We start from the raw sequence: 22571 nt of genomic DNA, 5'->3' as shown, positions 1-22571 counted from the left end.
CGTTATCTCTACTTATTCAATGCATGAGTTTCTCAACAGCACTACAATGCTTCTTGGCTGGAGAAACGCCTATTTATTAACGCCTAGTGTCTTGGCTTCTATTTACACATATATAGTTTATCTGCCGAGCTGACAACCCGAACAGGCTGATCGCATACAAATAAAGGCAAAGTGAATAGCTAGTCAGTTACCGCTTATTAACGCCAGAAGCCGCGCCACGAAAGGCTTTTCATCGCCTCTAGTGTGCGTATAATGGCTGTTCAATTTATTCTGCTTATTTTTAGAGCTTAATTCGTTTTAACCATACGGAGCGCCTTTCTCACATGAAGCACTTTGAAGTGAATTTCGACGGACTCGTTGGCCCCACCCACAACTATGCGGGATTATCATTCGGTAATGTTGCCTCATTAAGTAACGCGCGCAGTGTATCGAGCCCAAGGTCTGCTGCCAAGCAAGGATTAGAAAAAATGAAGGCTTTGCATGACATGGGGCTCGTGCAAGGTGTGCTTGCGCCACAAGAGCGCCCTGACATTTATGCACTACGCAGAATAGGCTTTCATGGTTCAGACGCTGAGGTGCTCGCCAAAGCAGCCAAACAAGCGCCCGCAATATTTCAGGCCTGCTGTTCAGCATCGAGCATGTGGACCGCTAACGCTGCCACAGTATCGCCAAGCGCAGACACGGCTGACGGTCGTGTGCACTTTACTCCGGCCAACTTAACCAACAAGTTTCATCGTTCTCTCGAGCCCACAACCACTGGCCGTATTTTAAAAGCGATGTTTAATAACAACCGCTATTTTACGCACCATCATCACCTTCCTGATAATGAGCATTTTGGCGACGAAGGTGCGGCTAACCATACTCGTTTTTGCAAAGAGTACGGCTATGCTGGGGTCGAAATGTTTGTTTATGGTCGCTATGCCTTCGATGGCAGCAAACCGGCGCCCACTCAATACCCTGCGCGGCAAACCTACGAAGCCTCCGAAGCGGTTGCGCGTTTGCATGGTTTAAGTGACGAAAGCACGGTATTTATTCAGCAGAATCCAGCGGTTATTGATCAGGGTGTGTTTCATAACGACGTAATAGCGGTCGGCAACAAAAACGTGCTGTTCTATCACCAAGAGGCATTTTTACATACCGAACAAAAGCTTGCAGAACTACAAGAAAAGTTCGACGCGCCCATGTACTTTATTGAAGTGCCGACAGCGCAAGTTCCTGTTGCTGAAGCGGTGAAAACTTATTTATTTAACACCCAGCTTATTTCTTTGCCGAACGGCGAAATGACCATTATTGCGCCCACCGAGTGTCGCGACAGCGATATCGTATCGCGTTATCTCGAAGAGCTCGTAAGCAAAAACACCCCTATTCAGAGTGTGCAGTATTTCGACGTAAAACAAAGCATGCGCAATGGCGGAGGCCCTGCATGTTTGCGCTTACGTGTTGCGTTAAACGACCAAGAGCTGGACGCGGTAAACCCTGCTTGCATTATGAACGATGCACTCTTTGCGCGCCTTAACCAGTGGGTCGACAAACATTATCGTGAAGAACTGAGCAGTGACGATCTTGCCGATCCTCAGCTCCTCATTGAGTCGCGTTCTGCGCTCGACGAGCTTACCCAAATTATGAAGCTTGGTTCAGTGTATCCCTTCCAGCAAGACTAAAGAGTCGGATTCAAGCGACTGCGGCAATAGATTGCTGCGGTCGCTCACCTCTGCGCCAGCCCGTTCAAAAAGTTTCAACAAACCCTGTTCACCCGGTAAGTGAGCCGCCCCAACTGCAATATAATGGGTTTCGCCCTCGGCTATTTCGGCTATAAGTGTGCGAAACCAAGACTGATTGCGCTCTGTCAATAATACATGCTCGGCGTAGTCACTCATTGGCTCCACAATTTGCTGGAAGATGGTTTCTAGATCGCCAGCTTGCCAGAGCCGCTCTAGCTCCAGTAAATCCTCTGCTACAGTATCAACTTCAGTAAGAATTCGCCCAACATGAGCCTTTGCCGCGGTGCGTTCTGCACTCGCCTCCAATATTTCTACTTGTTGTTCTGCATTTTCAAAGCCGAGTATTGTTTTCTTCAAAGCCTCTGCATAGCCAAATACTTGATGATCAATTCCTTGCCTCGTGTCAAAGCCCTCTGCACGTAACACCATGACCATCAATACATATTCAATAAGCCAAGGCTCCATGCGTTCTAGAATCGAAGGGGCTAAGCCAACGCGCGCGCTCAGAGCAGCGAGCTGCTGCCACAACTCCGGCTCTAGCTCCTCTTGTAAGAAAGGTTCCGCTCGCATGCCGGCCGCAAACAGTAAATCGGCACTTCGTGCGAGCTCATTGGGAGTCATTTCAGTCCACACATAATCGCTTTCTGCAATTGCAGCGATAGCGTGTTCAGACAAGGTCGACTTACTGTGAGAAACTAAGTGGATAGTCCCGACCAACCATACTTTCCGATCCGGCCAAGTTACTTCATAAAAAATATCTGCCGATACCTTTGGCACCAGCAAAAAGAACACTAACAAAAACGCACCTCGAAAGGTGCGTTGTTTAAATTTATTGTTCACAATCCTTGTTCCTATTTAGCCGCACTAATCAGCTTCATTATAGAGCGCTAAATTGGATTCGTCTTGTTCTTCGTTATCACGACTCGCGTCGTTGCGTGAGGCATGCAATTGATCTAAATAGTTTTGGTTAATGTCACCGGTTACGTAACTACCACTAAATACCGAGGCTTCGAACTGTTTAAGCGCTGGATTTTCTTCTTCTACGCATGCAGTTAAATCTGCTAAGTCTTGATAAATAAGTGCATCGGCTTTAATTAGCTGACAAATTTCGTCAACTTCGCGGCCATAGCCAATCAACTCATTTGCACTAGGCATATCAATACCATACACATTGGGGAATCTAATTTCCGGGGCCGCCGAAGCAAAATAAACTTTCTTCGCACCCGCGTCTCGCGCCATTTCAATAATTTGTTCTGAGGTAGTACCACGAACGATCGAGTCGTCGACCAAGAGCACATTTTTGCCTTTAAACTCAGCGCTAATCGCATTCAACTTGCGGCGCACCGATTTACGTCGTTGAGTTTGCCCCGGCATAATAAAGGTTCGGCCTATATAACGATTTTTCACAAACCCTTGGCGATACGGCAAATTCAATAAACGAGAAATTTCTAACGCGATATCGCAAGCAGTTTCTGGAATCGGAATAACCACGTCTATGTCCAGGTGAGCGAAGTCGTTTTTAATCTTCTCGCCTAATTTACGCCCCATATTAATACGGCTGGCATACACCGAAACACCGTCAATAAAGGAGTCGGGCCGGGCAAAATAAACATATTCGAAAATACATGGATTATGAACAGGGTTTTCAGCACACTGGCGGCTATAAAGCTCCCCTTGCTCGGTAATGTACAACGCCTCTCCGGGCTCTACATCTCGCACAAACTCAAACCCCGTACCGTCAATGGCGACACTTTCTGAGGCCACAATATATTCCGTGCCTTGTAAGGTTTCACGTTTACCTAGCGCTAGCGGACGAATGCCGTGAGGGTCGCGAAATGCCACCATTCCGTGCCCAATAATCATGGCCACAACTGCATAAGCACCTTTAACTTGCTGATGAACGCGGCCAACAGCAGCGAAAATATCGTCTTCGGTAAGATGCATTTGGTTTTTACTCAACAATTCATGAGCAAAAATGTTTAACAGAACTTCCGAGTCGGAGGAGGTATTAATGTGCCGTTTTGCAGTTTCAAAAAGAGAGTTCTGTAAAACATCAGCATTCGTTAAATTGCCATTGTGTGCCATGGCAATGCCGTAAGGAGAATTCACATAAAACGGCTGTGCTTCAGCAGAGCTAGAACTTCCTGCCGTAGGATAGCGCACATGACCAATGCCAATATTACCACTCAACCGACGCATATGGCGGGTGTGGAAAACATCACGAACCAAGCCATTACCTTTACGTAAACGAAGGCTGTGACCGTCTATGGTCATTATTCCCGCCGCGTCTTGCCCTCGATGCTGCAACATCGTCAAGCCGTCGTACAACGCTTGGTTCACTGGTTGATTACCTACAATACCTACCACACCACACATAGTATTAACCTCTAGAATCGGTTGTTTGCAAGAAACTAGAAGTTTCCTGCAAATAGCCAAAGAACCATTCGATATAAACGTCAAAATGAGGAATTAACATCGAGCGCTGCCACCAGTCTTCTTCCGAAAGTGGGCTAAATACGTCGAGTAAGAAGAGAATAGCGCTAACAATGAGAACACCGCGCAGCGCGCCAAAAATAACGCCCAATACACGGTCGGTCCCGGATAAGCCGGTTTTTTGCACCAACTGCCCCACCAGATAAGTCACCATAGCTCCAACCACTAAGGTTGCAACAAACAAAATGGTAACCGCAGTACCGTTGCGAATCAGGTCGTTTTCAATGCCGGGGAAGTAAGCCGCCAGTTCCACATAGAATAAACTTGCGATAAAGAAGGCTGCAATCCACACTGCCAACGACATGGCTTCACGTACGAACCCGCGTATAAGACTAATGACCGCAGAGAGCGCTATCACTCCAATAATTGTGTAGTCAATCCATTCCATAAGCTATCAGCCGCCAATGAGAAAAAGTCGGGCGAAATTCTATCAGAAAGAGGTGCGAAATAGTGAACAATTTACTCATTCGCGGGGCGATACGGAACAACTTTTCCGTCCAGCCCAGTAAGCGCCTTAAGTGGCTCTATTTGCGCAGTAAGTGCCTGCTCACTCAAGTCTGGTCCTACCAAAACCAGTTGTAGCTCACCGCTCTCTCTACGCAGAACCCGGGTATATGCCGTATAGCCTTCACGCCGCAACTGCCCTAGTAATCTTTCAACAGCCTCGGCATTACTGAAAGCACCTAATTGGATTACAAATGCGTCGTTGTTCAGTTCGCTATGGTTTGCTTGGTTAGGCTCGGCGGTGGGGTTATCTGTCACCGAATCTGCAGAAGCGTCGCTTAAATCAACGGTGGCGGCTACCTCTTGGCGTTCAAAGTTGTCGATAATCGGAACCACCACAACAGAGTCCACTTGCTCTTGATGAACCGAGAAGTCTTCTGGAAAGCTTGGGCTTTGCAAGTTCGTTGTCGCTACCGGCCGCAGCGGGGTTACTTGAAATTCATCATTTTGTGGGCGCCCAGCATTACTAAAAAGCTCGGGTAAAATAATAACGGCCAACCCTACAACCACAAGGCTGCCTACAATTCGATTTTGTAACGGGCTACTCGACACCGACTATTCTCCCTTCTGCTTCATACACCGCTGCTACGGTATAAAACGAACCAAAACATACTATCACATCAGCGCGATGTGCTTGTGCTGTTGCCGCCGCCAATGCCTCTTTTACGCTTTCGTAACACTTTTGTTCAGCGCCATTCGTAAGCTCCGCTAATTGCCCTGCTTGCGCACCCCGTGGGCCACTTAGGCTGGCGAAATACCAAGCCGACACTACGGGCTTCATTTCATTTAATGTTGCTCGAATGTCTTTATCGTTAAGCATACCACATACAGCCAAAACACGACCGGCGCCGCCCTTTTCCCGCAACCTTTGCGCCAAATAACGCGCCGCGTGAGGATTATGCGCCACATCTAAAATGCGTAACGGCTCGCCTGGCCAAATTTCAAAGCGGCCCGGCACAGTTGCGGTTTGCAGGCCCGTAATAACATGCTCGCGCGACACCACTAAGCCACTATGGTGCAATGCTGCTAATGCCGAAATTGCATTCGGAAACGGTAGGTGTGGGTACACCAATTCGCGCCATGGCGAATTCGCACATTCAAAGTCCCAGTGTGACGCGCTTTGGTTCGCGGCGAAATCCACATTCACGCAATAGAGCCTCGCTGCAATTTGTTGAGCGTGTTCCAAAAGTAGTTTCGGAACATCTGGGTCACCACAAATAGCAACGCAGTTCGGACGAAAAATACCAGCCTTTTCGAAACCGATACGCTCACGGTCATTACCGAGAAATTGAATGTGATCAATATCAACACTCGTAACAATACTGACATTGGGCTCAACAACATTTACGGCGTCCAATCGCCCACCAAGCCCTACCTCCAGAATAGCAACGTCGACTTCATGCTGTTGAATGAGCTGCAGAGCTGCCAAGGTGCCAAATTCAAAATAAGTAAGCGAAGTGCCTTGTCGCGCGGCTTCAACTTTAGCAAATGCGCCACAATGCGCCTCTTCGCTCAAATAGTGACCGTTTATGCGCACGCGTTCGCGGTAATCCACAATATGTGGCGAGGTGTAAGTTGCTACCGAATAACCGGCAGCGAGTAGAATATGCTCAAGCATACTTACCGTAGAGCCTTTGCCATTGGTGCCGCCAACAACAAACACAAAAGGTGCAGGCTTTTGCACCGCTAAGGCTTGGGCAACACGTTGCGTGCGCTCAAGGCCCATGTCGATGGTAGTTGAATGGAGTTGCTCTAAATAAGACAGCCACGCATTAAGTGTGCGTGGCTGTTCTAAATTCGTTTCCTTCACTTTGGTGTCCTAACTGTTAGTACTCGTTAGCTGTCTGAACTCATAATTTCCTGTTCAGGTGCCGGAAGGTGTTGAAACTTTGCCAACAGTGAAGCAATTTTGTTTCGCATTTCGCGACGATCAACAATCATGTCAATGGCACCATGCTCGAGCAGGAATTCACTGCGCTGAAACCCTTTGGGTAAAGTTTCGCGTACCGTTTGTTCAATCACACGCGGGCCAGCAAAACCAATCAATGCCTTAGGCTCACCAATATTAATGTCACCTAACATTGCCAAACTGGCACTCACACCACCCATGGTTGGATCGGTTAACACCGAAATATAGGGAATCCCCTTTTCGGTCATTTTCGCCAGTGCAGCCGAGGTTTTTGCCATTTGCATAAGCGACAATAACGCTTCTTGCATGCGGGCCCCGCCAGACGCCGAAAAACAAACCAATGGAATGTTCTCTTTCAAACACATTTCCGCAGCGCGAACAAAACGAGAACCCACTACTGTGGCCATTGAGCCACCCATAAAATTAAATTCAAAGGCAACCGCAACAATACCTTGGCCTTTGAGTTTCCCTTTCATGGCAACCAAAGCATCTTTTTCGCCCGTAGCTTTTTGTGCCGCACTAATACGGTCTTTGTATTTTTTCGAATCTTTGAATTTTAGTAAATCTTGCGGCTCCAGCTCTTCGCCCAACTCTTCCCGACCGTCACTATCAAGAAAGGCGTCTAAACGCTCTCGCGCCGTCAAACGCATGTGGTGACTGCATTTCGGACAGACATGTAGGTTACGCTCTAAGTCGGCACGATAAAGAATTGCTTCACAGCCATCACACTTACTCCAAACGCCTTCAGGAATATTGCGGCGTTTGCTCGACTGAGGTTTCGCGAGAATTTTTTCAATCCAGCTCATAAATACCCATCACTGTGAGGCACATGCCTCGGTTAACTCTTATGACCGTGCATTAAAGCACAAAACCCGTAACGATTGCAGCGCTAAGTGGTCTTAGCACTTCCCCTGCCGTTTTTTCTGAACAACGACTCGATACAACCATTCTCGCGAAAAGGTAAAGGCGAAAACGGTTTAAGGCAAAAACAGTGGACCTAATGGTACTTGCGGAAGTTCAATCGCACTCGGATAAATAACCTGAACCAAGTAGAGCCCATTCGGCTTTGCGGTGGCAGCGGCTAGCTTTCTATCTTTGGCGGCGAGAATTTGCTCCATCCATTGCGGCGACTGTTCGCCTTGCCCCACCACCAACAACGAACCCACAATATTGCGCACCATGTGGTGCACAAAAGCGTTGGCTTGAATGTCCACTACAAGGTAATCACCATAGCGCGTTACACTCACTTGGTGCACGTTGCGATAAGGTGAATTCGACTGGCACTGGGCAGCACGGAACGAAGAAAAATCATTCTCGCCCAACAAGCATTGTGCAGCTTCATGCATGAGATCGGCGTTTAAAGGGTGATAAATATGGGTAATGCCACCACTCAAAATAGCCGGCTTGCAGGGCGCGTTATAAATTAAATATCGGTAACGCCGCGCAACTGCACTAAAGCGAGCACTAAAGTCGTTCGCTACTGGAGCCACCCAACGAACAGCTATATCGTCGGGTAGGTTGGCATTTACACCCAGCGTCCATGCTCGATCCGGGCGAGTCACATCGGTATCGAAATGCACAACTTGTTGGGTGGCATGCACGCCCGCGTCTGTTCTGCCTGCACACACCACCTGAATTTCATGCTGGGCTATCTTCGACAATGCTTTCTCAAGTTCACCTTGGATACTGCGTACTTCTCGTTGCTTTTGCCAGCCGAAGTAATGCTGGCCGTTATATTCAACGCCTAAAGCTAACCTCATGAACCTTCACTATTCTTTATCAATACGAGCCAACAGCGCTTGTGCTTCGCTGCGTAAATTCTCATCGTCAGACGCCATTACTTTTTTGATTGACTCGCGAGCATTATCCAGCTCATCCATTTCAATATAAGCGCGCGCTAAGTCAAGTTCGGCAGCAAGCTGATCTTCTGCCCTATAAGTGTCATCTTCGTCGTCTTCTAACTCGGGCTCTTCATCGCCGGCTTCCGCCAAAATATCATCAATATCGCGAAAATCGTCCGCCAGCTCACTCTCTGATTCTGCACTGTCGTCGTTAAACCCGAACAAATTGTCCAGCTCATCTTCGGCCTCCGCCGCAACTTGCTGAAGCTCCTCGTCGTCTAGGTCAAACAAAGTTTCGTCCAGCTCTTCGTCTTCGGCCAGTGCCTTACGCGCGTCGGCTTCGGCTTTGCTTTCTTGATCGCGTTTCGTTTCTTCGCCTTCGTCGTGCTCGTCGTATTCTTCGTCTTCTTCGTCATCCAGCACATCAGAGATATCATCGAATCCGGCGCCTGCGTCGTCCTCGTCTAGGTCACTCCAATCGGTTTCGCTCGACGCTTCTGTTATCGCTTCTGGCTCAGGCTGCTCGTTTTCGTCATCAAAGTCATCGGCATTAAGATTCTCGTCGCCTTCTTCTTCGTCTGACTGCTCGGGCGTTTGTGTCTCATCGGAATCGTCTTCTGGATCATCTGCCTCAAAACTGAGTTCATCCTCTTCGGTGTCTTCAAGCAGTGACTCAATAGCCTCGGGTTCAAGTTCACCCGCGTCGTCTTCTACACCCAGTTCGTCAAACAACGCGTCCATGTCCACGTCGTCTAAATCGTCCTCAGGCTCTTCCTGCTGCACATCTTCGTTTCGCGAGGTTTCTTCCGGCTCAGATTCATCTTCATCTTCAGGCTGAGCGCTCCCGTCGGACTCATCCGCTTCAGGCTCGTCACCACCAAAGTCACGCAACAGATCATCAATGTCATCGTCTGCCACATCGTCAAGCGCTTCCTCATCCGCTTCGGCTTCGGCCTCGTCCGCTTCAGGCTCGTCACCGCCAAAATCACGCAACAGATCGTCAATGTCATCATCTGCCACATCGTCAAGCCCTTGCGCCTCAGCTTCAGGCACGTCATCGTCAAGCGCGTTCGCAGCGTCTTCCGTACTATTGCCCGCTAACAGTCGATCCAGTTCATCTTGCCCAAGCTGGTCGCTCGCTTCGTCATCGTCATTGGTTTCATTGTCTGCTTCATCGTCGAGCGCAAAGTCATCGCTGGGCACAAGATCCTCGGCCTGTTCACTCTCTGCATTTTCAGGCTCGTCAAGATCATCGTCGAGCTCGCCAAAGTCGAAGGCTGTGTCGGAGTCTTCCTCTAACTTACTAAACTCGTCATCATCTTTATCGTCAAGCTGAACACCGACCGATTCTTTCTCACTGGGAACCAGCATTTCGTCAGACAAGCTATCGAGATCGGCCCCCTCCTCGTCGTCATCAAGCCCGGCAAAAGGATCGTCAGCAAGTAAGTCTTCGTCATCGGCGGCGAGGTCACCCATTAGCTCGCGGTCGAGCGCCGCGCGCGCCTCTTCGTCACTCAATTCAGACTCGTCAGTGAAGGCTGCTTGTTGCTGCTCAGTAACCGCCTGCTGGCCTTCTGCTCCACCACGGCGACGCAATAAAAAGGTTGTCAGCAAGATCATGAACAGAGCCGGTACCGAGGCCAGTATCGCAAACGCTGCAGGATGCTCTAATAAGGTTTCTAAATTTGTTTTTTGTGTTGTTTGTGCACGTACGAGCTCTGTTGCACGGCGTAATTCCGCTTGTTCGTTGCGCAGGTTTTCTATCGTCGCTTCATACTCTGAGCTGTCGATTAGGCCGTCTTGAATGCCTGCAAGCAATGTTTCTAAGCGCTCTAAACGCTCCTGCAAAGCAGCATTATCTCTGAACACGGCTTCAGTATTTTGAATAGAACGCGCAAGCTGCTCACGGAGCGCAAGAAACTCTGTTTCATACTCAGCCTGCACCTGGTTAATGGCTTGCTCTGCACGAGTTTGGGTTTGCTCTACAATGCGTTGCTGTTCTTGTTGGCGCTGTTCGGTAGCGCGCTGTTGTTCTTCTAATTGCTGGGTTTGGCGTTGAATTCGGTCGTCGAGCTCAATTTGTCGGCGCGCCGCTTCCGGATTCAACATTTGAATTTCTTGCAGACTTGGAATACGCAAGTAAAAGCCGTTTAACATTTCGTTCGCATTGCCATTACGAAATGCATCGGGGTTTGCTTGCACGATCGCCGCCATCATTTGCTGCACTGTTACATCAGGATGCGGCCGAAAACGGCTCGCTATGGTCCACAAGGTGTCGGTTGGCTGAATAGGCCCATAGCGCTCAGAACCCACGCGAACGTCTTCGGCTTCAGACCCCGCGGGACCACGAACGACTAACGGACGCCGCTCTTGTGCGAAGGCTTCTGCTGCAAATAAACCCACCATAAAAAGCACAAAGAAAAGCACAACAGGCGAAACACTGCGCTTTGGAACAGCAAAAAATAGGTTTGCTTGAGTTGAGTCCGTCATTTTATAGGTCCTGATAAATACTTATTTTTATGACACTACCATAGCACTTATTTCGTTTACGGCTATCTCGTTAACGGCGTTTCCAACGGAATCTTTACACCCTTTACCGACACCTTGTTTTCTCCTATTTACCAGTAGTTTGCAAGTAAATACTCGGCTATTTGTACACTGTTGGTGGCAGCACCTTTGCGTACGTTGTCGGCAACGACCCACAAATTAATGCCTTGCGGATGCGAAATGTCTTCACGAACACGACCAACAAAAACAGAGTCGTGGCCCGCTGCATGGCTCACTTGAGTGGGATAATCTGCGCGATCATCAAGCAAGGTAACGCCCGGAGCTTGGCTCAATAAATCCTTCACCGATTGCGCGTCTACCGGTTGCCGCAGCTCCAAGTGAATGGCTTCAGCATGGCCAAAAAATACCGGTACTCGAACTGCGGTAGCATTCACCCGCACCGTGTCGTCGCCCAATATTTTTTGTGTTTCCCACACCATTTTCATTTCTTCTTTGGTGTAGTCGTTGTCTAAAAACACATCTATTTGTGGAATACAGTTAAAAGCAATTTGCCGTGCAAAGGTTTCCGGCTCTACAGGCCGACCGTTTAGTAAATTCGCCGTTTGTTTGGCTAGTTCGTCAACGCCCGAAGCGCCAGCACCGGAAACCGACTGATAGGTTGCCACGTTTATTCGGTCAATACCGTAAGCGTCGTGAATAGGCTTTAAGGCCACCAGCATTTGAATGGTAGAGCAATTCGGGTTGGCAATAATATTGCGATTGCGAAAATCTGCAAGGGCATAGCCATTTACTTCAGGTACTACCAGCGGAATGTCCGGCTCGTAACGGAACTGCGAGGTATTGTCGATGACAACACAGCCAGCTTCTGCAGCACGCGGCGCATACAAAGCTGAAATGCTGCCACCGGCAGAAAAAAAGGCGATATCAACTTGGCTCCAGTCGAAGGTTTCGGCGTCGAGCACTTCCAGCTCTTCCCCTCGAAACTGAATGTCTTTACCCGCTGAACGGCTGCTCGCCAAAGGAAACAGGGTTTTCACCGGAAACTTACGCTCTTCCAAGCATTCGATCATTTGCTTACCAACGAGCCCGGTAGCACCGAGTACCGCAACATTCACTTCTAAACTCATTATTTACCCTCACTCTCTTCACGTTTGGCCATTCTACGTTTGTTTTGTGTCTTACTCCACCGCTTCAGGGGCTGGCGAGGAAACATTGAAGCCTAATTGCTCTAATTGTAGGCGCCAAACCGAATTTCCAACGCCTGACACTGTAAGTGTTTGGCTAGAAAGTTCTCGCCGCTGGGTGTAGCGCTTGCGCATGTTTTCAAACCCTTCTGGCGACAATGCGACTTCGCGAAATTGCTGATCATCTTCTTTTACCCGATATACAGAGCGCACTAAATGGGCAATTTCCTCTTGGGTTGGACACGCGTTTATCGCTACCGTCGCGCTTTTCGGCTCGTCGGCCATTAATTCCGCCAGTTTCTGCTCCACGTGCAGTGCGGGCAAGGCCTTAGCAAAAAAGCACCGCACCGCCTCGGCAAGTAGAATACTGCCACGTAGCTTACCTTCTGCACTATGGCCTGCAATATGGGGCGTCGCAATTTGAACCTGTGGCAAAAGTTCGCTCATAATGGCCGGTTCGCCTTCCCACACATCGAGCGCAACCTGCAAAGCCGCGGGCTCTCTTAATAAACGTTGGTAGAGCGCCTGATTATCCACCACCGCACCTCGGCTGGCGTTGATCAAAATTGCACCAGGCTTAAGCTCTGCCAGTCGCTGAGCATTGAACAGATGAAAGGTCGGCCAGTTGCCATTTTTGGTCAGTGGTACATGACAGGTCACTAAGTCCGCTTGCGCTAATGCACTCCAGTCTACGAACTGTTTGCCCACACGCGTCACTACCGGTTCTGGATCCATGTATTGAACCACCATACCCAAGGCAGCCAACCGTTGCCCGGCTTCGGTTCCCGTATGCCCGGCCCCAATCACTAGCGCACGTTTTCCTGCCAGTTCGACTTTGCTTTGGGTCGCCAATTCTAAAGCGGCGGCAAGCACATACTCACCTACCGATATTGCATTCGAGCCAGGGGCGCTGGCAAAGCCGATACCCCGCTCATTTAATGCGCCCACGTCGATATGCTCAGTGCCAATAGTGCCGGTACCGACAAATTTCAACGCCGGGGCTTTCGCCAGCAGCGTTTTATCAACCCGAGTTACCGAACGAACAAGGAGTACCTCGGTATCGAGAAGTTGTTCTGGTGGGGGTATGCGGCCGCTGAAAATTTCAATAGTGGGTGTAATTGGCGAACCATGCGCAACAGAAAAAATCGACTCGATGAGTTCACCGAGTCGAGGCAGGTTTTCGTGAATAAGAAATTTCATGGCGCTATCACTTGGTTATGATCTGAGTTCCGGTTGTTCAAGCGCCAGTGTAGCCTTTTTGCGTTATTTTTCGAAGCGACGGAACACTAAAGAAGCATTCGTACCGCCAAAACCAAAGCTATTAGACATCACAGTGTTCAATGTATGGTTTTGCGGCTCACGAACAATGTGCATACCTTCGGCTTTCTCATCGAGGGTATCGATGTTAATTGAAGGAGCCACGAAGCCGTCACGCATCATCAGTAGTGAGTAAATAGCTTCGTGCACGCCTGCAGCACCTAACGAGTGCCCAGTCATGGCTTTTGTTGCGCTGAGTAACGGCGTGTTGTCACCAAACACTTCTCGAATGGCTTCTAGCTCTTTCACATCTCCCACAGGGGTGCTAGTGCCGTGCGTATTTAAATAGTCGATGTTACTGTGGGAATCGCCCATGGCCATTTTCATACAACGAACAGCGCCTTCACCTGAAGGAGCCACCATGTCGTAGCCGTCCGACGTAGCGCCATAACCTACTATTTCCGCATAAATAGTAGCACCACGCGCTAAAGCTGTTTCCAACTCTTCCACCACCACAATACCGCCACCGCCAGAAGGCACAAAGCCGTCGCGGTCTGCGTCGTACGTGCGTGAAGCACGTTCTGGTGTGTCATTGTATTTACTACTCAGCGCGCCCATAGCGTCAAATTCCATGCCTAGCGTCCAGTGTAATTCTTCACCACCGCCGGCAAATACACGGTCTTGCTTGCCCAATTGAATAAGCTCTAGCGCATGGCCAATACAATGCGCACTGGTAGCACAAGCGGAGCTAATGGAGTAATTCACACCTTTAATTTTTTTCGGGGTGGCAAGGCAAGCTGAGGTAGTAGAAGCCATGCAACGCGGAACCATGTATGGGCCGACCCGCTTTACGCCTTTCTCGCGCAGAATATCGGCGGCCGCAACTTGGTGTTCACCAGAAGCACCACCAGAGCCCACCACAATGCCTGTGCGCTCATTCGACACTTCTTCGTCGGTGAGGCCGGCGTCGGCAATAGCCTGTTCCAGCGCAATATACGCATAAGCAGCCGCATCGCCCATAAAGCGCAGCGCTTTACGATCAATATGCTCCGCTACATTAATTTTCAGGTCGCCCCAAACTTGGCAACGTAGCCCCATTTCAGCAAAACTTTCTGAACGGGTAATACCTGAGCGCCCTTCGCGTAACGCTTGAGCAACTTCTTGCTGGTTATTGCCGATACTCGACACAATGCCGATTCCGGTGATCACAGCTCGCTTCATCTTGTCTGTCCTATGTTAATATTTGTGCGTATCATAACGCGTACCAACGCAAACGAAAAACTGAATCCTAAGTGGTCTGCTCAGCGAGTGCTTTTTCATGTCTGAACCCATTTCCTATGCTCGGCTTAAATTTGACGCCTCCGGCACTCCCGAGTCTGAACTCCATGGCGATGTGTACTTTACTCGTGGCCAAGGAATAGCAGAAAGTACCTACGTATTTTTGCAACAAAATGATTTTCCAACACGTTGGCAACGAGCACAAGCACAGGGCCACTGGGTTATTGCGGAAACTGGGTTCGGTACGAGCTTAAATTTTTTGCTGACGGCCAAAGCATTTTTACAACATGCAGGCGCCAATTCCAGCCTCCAGTTTATTTCCTTTGAGAAATTCCCCCTTTCTCCTCAGGATTTTGCCGCCACAGTTGCGCAATGGCCTGAATTACAGTGCGGCGACGACGCCAGTGCTATAACGGGCATAATCACGGCTCTGATTGAAAAATACCCTATGCCATTACCGGGCTTTCATCGCTTACAATTGCACCCACGTATTACCCTCGACCTCTACTTAGGCGACGTTTTAGAGGGCCTGCCCGAATGGGCTCAAAGACAGGGTGCGAAGGTCGATGCTTGGTATCTCGACGGCTTTGCCCCCAGCAAAAACCCAGATATGTGGCAACCCGAGCTCTACCGGGCTATCGCACATACCTTGAAGGCAAATGGTACCATGGCAACCTTTACAGCAACCGGTGCCGTGCGCCGTGGGTTAACGGCGGCTGGGCTGCGGGTTAAAAAAGTTGCAGGCTTTGCAAGCAAACGTGAAATGTTGGTGGCGAGGCGCCAGCACACGGAAGCGCCAGCTAATTTATTACACCATCACGGCAGCACCCAAAGCATTCACATTATCGGCGGCGGCATAGCGGCAGCCTGCTTATTAACCGAGCTTCGCGACTTCCCGGGAACAGTTGTGCTGCACAATGCGGGTGACGATTTTGCCAACGGCGCCTCGGGGAACCCTCAAGCAGCGGTTTACCCGCCATTACAGGCGCAGTGGAATCGTTTCAGTGCCTTTTATGGGCACGCCTTTCTATACGCGAATAGCTTTTACCAGCAACACACCGAGCTCGGACTTCAAAGCTGTGGCGTTGAACTGCAAGCCGCTACAACAACTGATCGCGAGCGACTGCAAAAAGTAGCCGCTGTGCCGCACTATCCACATGAACTAGTGCAATGGCATGAAAATGGCTTGCATATTCCGCAGGCTGGTTGGGTTGCCCCTGCTACTACCGTAAAACAAATTGTTGCCAGTGCGCTTAGCTACCGCAACAAGAAAGGGTTAACAACGGAAATTCATCACCAACAAAGCATTACGGGCCTGCAAAAAAAAGGAACACAATGGCTACTCTATAGCGCTAATGGTGCTTACACAGCGAGCCAAGTAGTGTTGTGCAGCGGTTATCAAGGCGTTGCCGTTTATGAGCAGGAGCATGAGAATAACAGCACCCGCCAAGACAGCCACAACCTCGCGCGCGTGCGGCCAGTGCGCGGGCAAATAACCGTAGTACGGGCAAAACCCGATCACAACATCACCCATGTACGTTGCCAGAAAGGTTATGTACTACCTCCATTGCAGGGGCGTTTGTGCACCGGAGCCACGTTCGACAAAACAAGCTGCAGTGAAGCTACAACCGAAGCCGACAATCGCGCGAACCTAGAGCAACTTGAGGCCTTATTGCATATTCATTATCAACAAGATGACATTGTAACGGCTCGGGCGTCGGTGCGGGCGACAACACCCGACCACCTGCCCCTGGTAGGCCCAGCACTGAGAACAGCCACGGGCGCTCACTGGCAAGGTTTGTGGTTATTGTCTGGACTTGGCTCGCGCGGTTTTACGAGCGCCCCCATTTGCGCGGCCACACTAGCCGCACAAATACTCGGCAAACCCATGGCGCTTAGTAGTGATCTCATAAAAGCATTACAGCCCAGCCGCTTTGCACGCCGTGAGCAGAAGCGCGGCGGTAAGCGCTAAGCCGGATGCTGCGCTGTGCGCTCTAAACGCGCCAGCATTTTTTCCACCAGTTCACGGTCAATGGTATTCAATTCGTCGTTACTTGCCGCAACATTCTCTTTCAAAGCAGGCCAAAATTCATTTTGGTCTTCAATGCCTTCCAGCAAGAGCTTGGCTACCACCAAATCAAAATGCCCGCGCAAATACCCACTTGCGAATAATTCGTCGTCGTTGCCGTTCGCCACTATCTGATCGAACACGGCATCAAGCTGGTCCGACATTTCGCTAATTGATTTTAAAGCCATACATCCTCTTCATTGTTGTGTGTAACCCGTATTTTGGTTACGCGCGCAGCAGAGTATACAAATTTGAGCCATAGATTTCGAGCCACGCTCGTGTTTCTGGTAGAATTGCAGCAACGTTGGAGCAACCGAGGAAGTAGTAAGCCCATGAGTGATTTTCGGATTGGTTTGTTTTATGGTTCGTCGACTTGTTATACCGAAATGGCGGCTGAGAAAATTCGTGATTTTATTGGCGCAGACATTGTTGAACTCCACAACATAAAAGATGTGCCCTTGGCAGAAGCAGAAAAATACACTTACCTTATTTTTGGTATTTCAACGTGGGATTTTGGTGAGCTGCAAGACGACTGGGAAAGCCATTGGCAAGAAGCAAGCACGCTCAATTTAGCGGGTAAAACTTTGGCACTTTACGGCATGGGCGACCAAGCAGGCTATGCCGAATGGTTTCAAGACGCCCTCGGCATGCTTCACGACGCGGTTGCTCAACCTAGCCTCAAGCGTATTGGCTTTTGGCCAAACCAAGGCTACGACTTTATCGCCTCCAAAGCGCTTACGCCCGATCAGTCCCATTTTGTCGGTTTAGCGCTCGACGAAGACAGCCAATATGAGCTCTCCGACGAGCGCATTGCAACTTGGTGTACTCAAATACTCGAAGAAATTGCCGGCTGAAGTTTTAATCCTGTTGCTAACTGACTGCAGAAGTCACTCAGCTCACTCTCAGGGTAGGCTTCTGCCGGGGCTTTGCCCCACACCGGCTGTGGCCAAGCTAGATCGTTTTTAAAACGAACAATATGATGAACATGAAGCTGCGGCACCATATTGCCAAGTGCTGCCACGTTCATTTTATCGCCCTGAAACCGCTCCATCAGGAACATACTCAAACGTGAGGACTCCTGTAGTAGTTGTTGCTGTTCCATAGCGCCCAGCTCATAAATTTCTCGAATGTCTGCGACCCTAGGCACCAAAATAACCCACGGGTAGTGCCTGTCATTCATTACCAACACTCGGCTTAGCGGCAAGTCGCCCGCTATCCGAGTGTCGTTTGCTAGTTGAGCATGCAGTTGCCAACTCATTAGTGCCGAATACTCCCTTCTCCGCCCGCAAAAACGCGCCCAAAATAGCTTTCTGGGTGCCAGCTTGGACGCTCTCGGTCATTGGCAATCACGCGGCCAATGTCGTAGTTAATCTGAGTAAACGCGGCACCGGCTTCATAACGAATGCCACCAAACTTCTCGTTTAGCGTTGCTAAATCGTCACCAGGACGATGATAATGTTCCGCAAAGAATTGCCCCCAAATTTCTCCGCCGTCTTCATTTTCGTTCTTAGACTCAAACCCCGTCATTAAGAAAACCGCGGGAATGCCCTGTTTCACTAAGGCGTAGTGATCTGAACGTGTAAACAAGGCTTGCTCCGGCATTGGATCTTCACTGAGCTTAATCCCGTTAAGCTCCGCTGCATCGGCCACAATATGCCCCAACGACGAATGGTTTGAACCAAATGCCACCACGTCGGCAAAGTCGTACAGCAAAACTGGCATATCCAGATTCACGTTCGCTACAATATTTTCAACAGGAACTGTTGGGTTGTTAGCAAAATAATCAGCACCTAACAAGCCGCGTTCTTCGGCCGTTACAGCAGCAAACATAATGGAACGCCCTAACGGTTGCCCTTGTTTGCCGGCTTCAACGAACATTCGTGCCGTTTCTAGCATCACCGCAACGCCCGAGGCATTATCCATGGCGCCATTATTAATTTGCTTTTCTTCGCTAAAGCTCTCCAGCACACCAATATGGTCTGCATGGGCAGTGTACAGAATCACTTCGTTGTTTACGTCTGGGTTCGATCCCTCAAGCATGGCAATAACGTTCGGGCTGTCGATTTCCTCAAAGGTAGAGCGCACACTCAACGACGCAGAAAGATTAAGCGGAGCGCCGGTTGGCATTTCGTCTGCAGCCATTTGCTCCCATACACGCTCAAGTGAAATATCACTGCGGGCAAATAAAGCGTCTGCTTCTTCGTAATGAACCAAAGCACTGCCCTTAATTTGCTCATATTCACCATGAGGAACGCCGTCGCTATTTAACCAGCGTACACGAGGTGAACGCGCATACATGCGGCGTACGTCGAAGGGAACCACTTCCTCTGCTTTTGGCGTATGCACGGAAATAATGCCCACTGCACCGCGCTCTACCGCAAGCTCTGTTTTAATACTGTTAATATGCGCCGCTTCTTCGCTCGGTAAAAAGTCTGGGCGGCCTGCAAGCATCACAACAATGCTACCTTCAACATCAAGGCCGGCATAATCGTCAATGTCAAATTCATCAGAAACAATACCATAACCGACAAAAACTAGCGGTGCGGTTACTTCTCGATGTTCAGACAATGTGCTGGGGCTCGATAGAAAAGCCCGTGGAAATGGCATTTCAATGTTGTTATCACCGTCGTGCAAAGTGAATTTTGCACTGTCAGGCACCAAGCGCGCAGTGCGCAGTGGCACCCGCTGATAATAACCATCGGTTCCCGCAGGTTTAAGACCGAGTGCTTTAAATTGCGCTTCTATGTAGGCTGCTGCAATTTCGTGGCCGCGTTTTCCAGAATCTCGGCCTTCAAGTAGGTCATTGGCAAGAAACTCCAAATGCGCCTGAATACGATTCGCTTCTGCTTTTATTGGTGTAATGTCTTCTTTTGCGGGGCTACAGGCCACAGCCGTAACGGCTACAACCACAGCCGTAATCAACAGCTTTAACTTCATGGATAGACTTCCTAGTTTTGAATTTTTATTGTTCTTAGCATAATCAATAGGCTTAGCGATGAATACAGTAAGCCGACAAACTTGTCGCAGTCTAACGGCAACTGACCGCTGATACCACAGTTACACTTGCCAAACCTCCGAACAATGATGTAATGTTATATTATTACAAATCATCATGACTTAAGACGAGGACTCACCATGCTGCATAAGACGCCCATCGCGCTTGCCGTTGCTGCACTGCTCAGCCCAAGTACTCTGCTCGCCGAAGAGGCTGCACAAAACCCAGATCAAGAGCACGAACATGATCACAGGTACGAGCGTATTATTGTTACCGCCTCTCCACTCGACAAAGCGGCAATTGAAAGTGCACAGCCTATTTACGTTATGAGTGATGACGAATTACGCCAGTTCCAAGCCGCCACTATTGGCGAAACACTGCGTAATATCGCTGGATTACAAGCCACTTATTTTAGCCCTACAGCAAGCAGCCCAGTAATTCGAGGGCTCGACGGTCCACGCGTGAAGATTTTGCAAAACGGGCTCGACGTTGCCGACATTTCGCGCGGAGGCCCCGACCATGCGGTAACCTCTGAAACCTCAACCGCCCAACAAATCGAAATTTTTCGTGGTCCCTCAACATTGTTATTTGGCAGCGGTGCCAGCGGTGGCGTTGTGAACGTGGTCGACAATCGGGTTCCGCGCAATCCAACCGACGGTACTGAAGGGTATTACGGTGCGTCGTTAAGTAGCGTTGCCAATGAGCGCACCGTAAATGCAGGCGTTACTACCGGTAACGATAAATTCGCTTTTAATATTGACGGATTTAAACGTGACGCCGACGACTATGAAGTTCCTCCTTTCCTTGATGAAGACGGTCATACAGCACAGCACATCGAAAACAGTTTTACCGACGACCTGGGCTTTAACGTAGGCGCTAGCTATTTCCTCAACAATGGTTTTGTCGGTTTCTCCTACGGCCGTCTTGAACGCGACTACGGCATTCCAGGGCACAGCCATGGTGACGACGAGCATGCCCACGAAGATGAGCACGCCCATGAAGACGAACATGCGCACGAAGACGAGCATGACCAGCACGAGGCTCACGCTGGCGTTTTTGCCCGCTTTAAACAAGATCGGTATCAGGTCATTAGCGCTCTTCTCAATCCAATCAATGGAATTGAGCGACTTGAGCTGAACTTCGGTTACACCGAGCTCACTCATAATGAGATTGAAGAAGGTTATGTTGAGTCTGGCTTTTCGCTGGAACAAACCGAGTTTCGTGCTACCGCTAAACACAGCGCCATAGCAGGCTGGGACGGAGCTGTCGGCATACAATTGAAAGAGCAAGACTATGTTGCCGAAGGCGTAGAAGCCTACACACCTGCTTCAACCACAACCTTAGCGGGTATTTTCTGGCTACTTGAGCGCAACTTCGGAGCCGTTACCATTGAAGCCGGCGCGCGGGTAGAGCAAGTTGAACTTAAAACTGACCGTTTCGCCACACTCGACTATTCCCCAGTAAGCGCATCTTTTGGTGCCGTTTATCGCGCTAACGACGCGCTGAAATATAGCCTCAGCCTGAGTTACAGCGAACGTGCGCCACAAGCCAATGAGTTGTTTGCCAATGGCTCACACTTTGCAACCCGTACCTACGAAATTGGGGGTGTGTTTGAACTGCACGACGAACATCATCATGCACCCGAACACGAACACGAACACGCAGAGGAAGACCATGGCAGCTACCATATTGCTACCCGCTCAAACGCATTAGCGTTAGAAAAGGCAAATAACATTGATCTTGGCGTGCATTATGAAGGTGACAAATTCCATTTCGACGCCAACGTGTTTTATAACCGTATTAATGATTTTGTCTACCAACACAACACCGGAATTTTTAGCGACGCCCTAGAGCAAGCTCACCATGATCACGACCATGGTCATGCTCATGACGCTTCTTTGCCTGTTTATGTGTATCAGCAACAAGACGCAGAATTATTCGGTTACGAAATTTCAACTCACTATGAGTTGAATGCGAACTGGCACCTCGGCGCCTTTACCGATTATACGCGCGCGAAGTTTGTTAACGGTGGTAATGTTCCGCGTATTCCAGCCCAGCGGGTCGGCTTAAACCTCAAGTTCTTCGAACAAAACTGGGACGCACAACTCGGTTACACCTATTACATGAAGCAAGACAAAATAGGTGAAAACGAGCACGTTACCGAGGGCTATGGTTTACTGAATGCCTATGTGAACTATTATCCGGGCATGTTAAAAGGCCAAGACGTTGCTATTTATGTAAAAGCGGAGAACATTTCTGATCGCTTAGGCTACGCGCATAATTCCTTTATTAAAGACTACGCTCCCATGCCGGGCCGTAACATTGGTATAGGAGTTCGTGCGCGCTTTTAAAACTAACGTATAATGATAGGGTGCGTATTTTTAAGGAGAGTGTATGCGTTTTCTATCTCGACGTTTAGTAATGCCGAATGATCTTAACTTTGCCGGCTCCCTGTTTGGGGGCCGTATTTTAGAATGGATCGACGAAGAGGCCTATATTTTTGCCTCTTGCCAACTCGGCGAAAAAAGCTTGGTGACCAAACACATTGGCGCCATTACCTTTGAAGCTTCGGCTTTTCAGGGCGACGTTGTTGAGTTTGGTTTGGAAATTAAAAGTGTCGGCCGAACTTCTTTAGCGGTTACCTGCGTGGTCCGTAACAAGGGCACCAAACAAAATATATGCGTTGCCGACGACATTGTATTTGTTCACATTGACGCCGACAGCCGACGCCCACTACCGCACGGCAAAACGAAAGCGGAACTCGACGCGTTAAAATTAGAGGCGCCGCATTAAAGGCGCCTACTAATTCCTGC

Annotated in this window: 19 protein-coding genes; 5 read left to right on the top strand and 14 right to left on the bottom strand. The window is 49.4% G+C overall.

All coding sequences use genetic code 11. From position 1 onward, the window contains the following. Window positions 1-323 precede the first annotated feature (323 nt). On the top strand, window positions 324-1661 hold the full coding sequence (astB, locus tag DQW12_RS07855; RefSeq protein WP_113907320.1) for an N-succinylarginine dihydrolase: 1338 nt from the start codon (window positions 324-326) through the stop codon (window positions 1659-1661). On the opposite strand, the gene DQW12_RS07850 is transcribed toward astB, so the two are convergent. The 11 genes from DQW12_RS07850 to fabB form a co-directional block, all read right to left on the bottom strand. Next, window positions 1635-2561, bottom strand: coding sequence for a TraB/GumN family protein (locus DQW12_RS07850; RefSeq protein WP_157957877.1), 927 nt, complete (start codon window positions 2559-2561; stop codon window positions 1635-1637). The two genes, astB and DQW12_RS07850, sit on opposite strands and share 27 nt — an antisense overlap. Before the next feature lie 24 nt (window positions 2562-2585). Then, the gene (gene purF / locus DQW12_RS07845) at window positions 2586-4097 is read right to left on the bottom strand and encodes an amidophosphoribosyltransferase (RefSeq protein WP_113907318.1); all 1512 of its coding nucleotides are present in this window, start codon (window positions 4095-4097) and stop codon (window positions 2586-2588) included. 4 nt (window positions 4098-4101) lie between these two features. Continuing rightward, window positions 4102-4602, bottom strand: a complete 501-nt coding sequence (locus tag DQW12_RS07840; protein ID WP_113907317.1) for a CvpA family protein — start codon at window positions 4600-4602, stop codon at window positions 4102-4104. A gap of 71 nt (window positions 4603-4673) precedes the next feature. After that, window positions 4674-5270, bottom strand: coding sequence for an SPOR domain-containing protein (locus DQW12_RS07835; protein ID WP_113907316.1), 597 nt, complete (start codon window positions 5268-5270; stop codon window positions 4674-4676). Next, window positions 5260-6528 carry a bifunctional tetrahydrofolate synthase/dihydrofolate synthase gene (folC, locus tag DQW12_RS07830; protein WP_113907315.1) on the bottom strand — a complete coding sequence of 423 codons (1269 nt, stop codon included), beginning with the start codon at window positions 6526-6528 and terminating at the stop codon, window positions 5260-5262. Before folC ends, DQW12_RS07835 begins: the two co-directional genes overlap by 11 nt. 26 nt (window positions 6529-6554) lie before the next feature. Beyond that, on the bottom strand, window positions 6555-7433 hold the full coding sequence (gene accD / locus DQW12_RS07825; protein ID WP_113907314.1) for an acetyl-CoA carboxylase, carboxyltransferase subunit beta: 879 nt from the start codon (window positions 7431-7433) through the stop codon (window positions 6555-6557). A gap of 171 nt (window positions 7434-7604) precedes the next feature. After that, on the bottom strand, window positions 7605-8387 hold the full coding sequence (truA, locus tag DQW12_RS07820) for a tRNA pseudouridine(38-40) synthase TruA (RefSeq protein WP_113907313.1): 783 nt from the start codon (window positions 8385-8387) through the stop codon (window positions 7605-7607). Between the two features lie 9 nt (window positions 8388-8396). Further along, window positions 8397-10958 carry a FimV/HubP family polar landmark protein gene (locus DQW12_RS07815; protein ID WP_113907312.1) on the bottom strand — a complete coding sequence of 854 codons (2562 nt, stop codon included), beginning with the start codon at window positions 10956-10958 and terminating at the stop codon, window positions 8397-8399. 128 nt (window positions 10959-11086) lie between these two features. Continuing rightward, window positions 11087-12103 carry an aspartate-semialdehyde dehydrogenase gene (locus tag DQW12_RS07810; RefSeq protein ID WP_113907311.1) on the bottom strand — a complete coding sequence of 339 codons (1017 nt, stop codon included), beginning with the start codon at window positions 12101-12103 and terminating at the stop codon, window positions 11087-11089. Between the two features lie 51 nt (window positions 12104-12154). Beyond that, a complete protein-coding gene (locus DQW12_RS07805; RefSeq protein WP_113907310.1) occupies window positions 12155-13360 on the bottom strand; it encodes a 4-phosphoerythronate dehydrogenase in 1206 nt (401 codons plus the stop codon). A 63-nt stretch (window positions 13361-13423) separates the two neighbouring features. Continuing rightward, entirely contained in the window at window positions 13424-14638 is a 1215-nt protein-coding gene (fabB, locus tag DQW12_RS07800) for a beta-ketoacyl-ACP synthase I (RefSeq protein WP_113907309.1), read from the bottom strand. A 97-nt stretch (window positions 14639-14735) separates the two neighbouring features. Here fabB and mnmC1 point away from each other — a divergent pair, with 97 nt between their 5' ends. Next, complete coding sequence (gene mnmC1 / locus DQW12_RS07795) at window positions 14736-16667, top strand: FAD-dependent 5-carboxymethylaminomethyl-2-thiouridine(34) oxidoreductase MnmC1 (RefSeq protein WP_113907308.1); 1932 nt, start codon at window positions 14736-14738, stop codon at window positions 16665-16667. Here the strand turns inward: mnmC1 and DQW12_RS07790 are convergent. Next, entirely contained in the window at window positions 16664-16951 is a 288-nt protein-coding gene (locus DQW12_RS07790; protein WP_113907307.1) for a YfcL family protein, read from the bottom strand. The genes mnmC1 and DQW12_RS07790 overlap by 4 nt on opposite strands. Window positions 16952-17095: 144 nt before the next feature. Here DQW12_RS07790 and fldB point away from each other — a divergent pair, with 144 nt between their 5' ends. Beyond that, a complete protein-coding gene (fldB, locus tag DQW12_RS07785) occupies window positions 17096-17617 on the top strand; it encodes a flavodoxin FldB (RefSeq protein ID WP_113907306.1) in 522 nt (173 codons plus the stop codon). Here the strand turns inward: fldB and DQW12_RS07780 are convergent. Together DQW12_RS07780 and DQW12_RS07775 are read right to left on the bottom strand one after the other, a co-directional pair. Continuing rightward, entirely contained in the window at window positions 17590-18021 is a 432-nt protein-coding gene (locus DQW12_RS07780; protein WP_113907305.1) for an HIT domain-containing protein, read from the bottom strand. The two genes, fldB and DQW12_RS07780, sit on opposite strands and share 28 nt — an antisense overlap. Further along, window positions 18021-19700: a M28 family metallopeptidase gene (locus DQW12_RS07775; protein ID WP_113907304.1), complete on the bottom strand. Its 1680-nt coding sequence runs from the start codon at window positions 19698-19700 to the stop codon at window positions 18021-18023. Before DQW12_RS07775 ends, DQW12_RS07780 begins: the two co-directional genes overlap by 1 nt. A gap of 198 nt (window positions 19701-19898) precedes the next feature. On the opposite strand from DQW12_RS07775, the gene DQW12_RS07770 reads away from it, so the two are divergent. Both DQW12_RS07770 and DQW12_RS07765 read left to right on the top strand, forming a co-directional pair. Further along, window positions 19899-22109, top strand: coding sequence for a TonB-dependent receptor (locus DQW12_RS07770; protein WP_113907303.1), 2211 nt, complete (start codon window positions 19899-19901; stop codon window positions 22107-22109). Window positions 22110-22152: 43 nt separating this feature from the next. Continuing rightward, window positions 22153-22551 carry an acyl-CoA thioesterase gene (locus tag DQW12_RS07765; RefSeq protein ID WP_113907302.1) on the top strand — a complete coding sequence of 133 codons (399 nt, stop codon included), beginning with the start codon at window positions 22153-22155 and terminating at the stop codon, window positions 22549-22551. Window positions 22552-22571 lie beyond the last annotated feature (20 nt).

It is taken from the genome of Aliidiomarina celeris, assembly GCF_003316875.1.
Classification (GTDB): Bacteria; Pseudomonadota; Gammaproteobacteria; order Enterobacterales; family Alteromonadaceae; genus Aliidiomarina; species Aliidiomarina celeris.
Note: the sequence above shows the minus strand (reverse complement) of the source record. Positions and strands in the feature narration are given on the sequence as shown.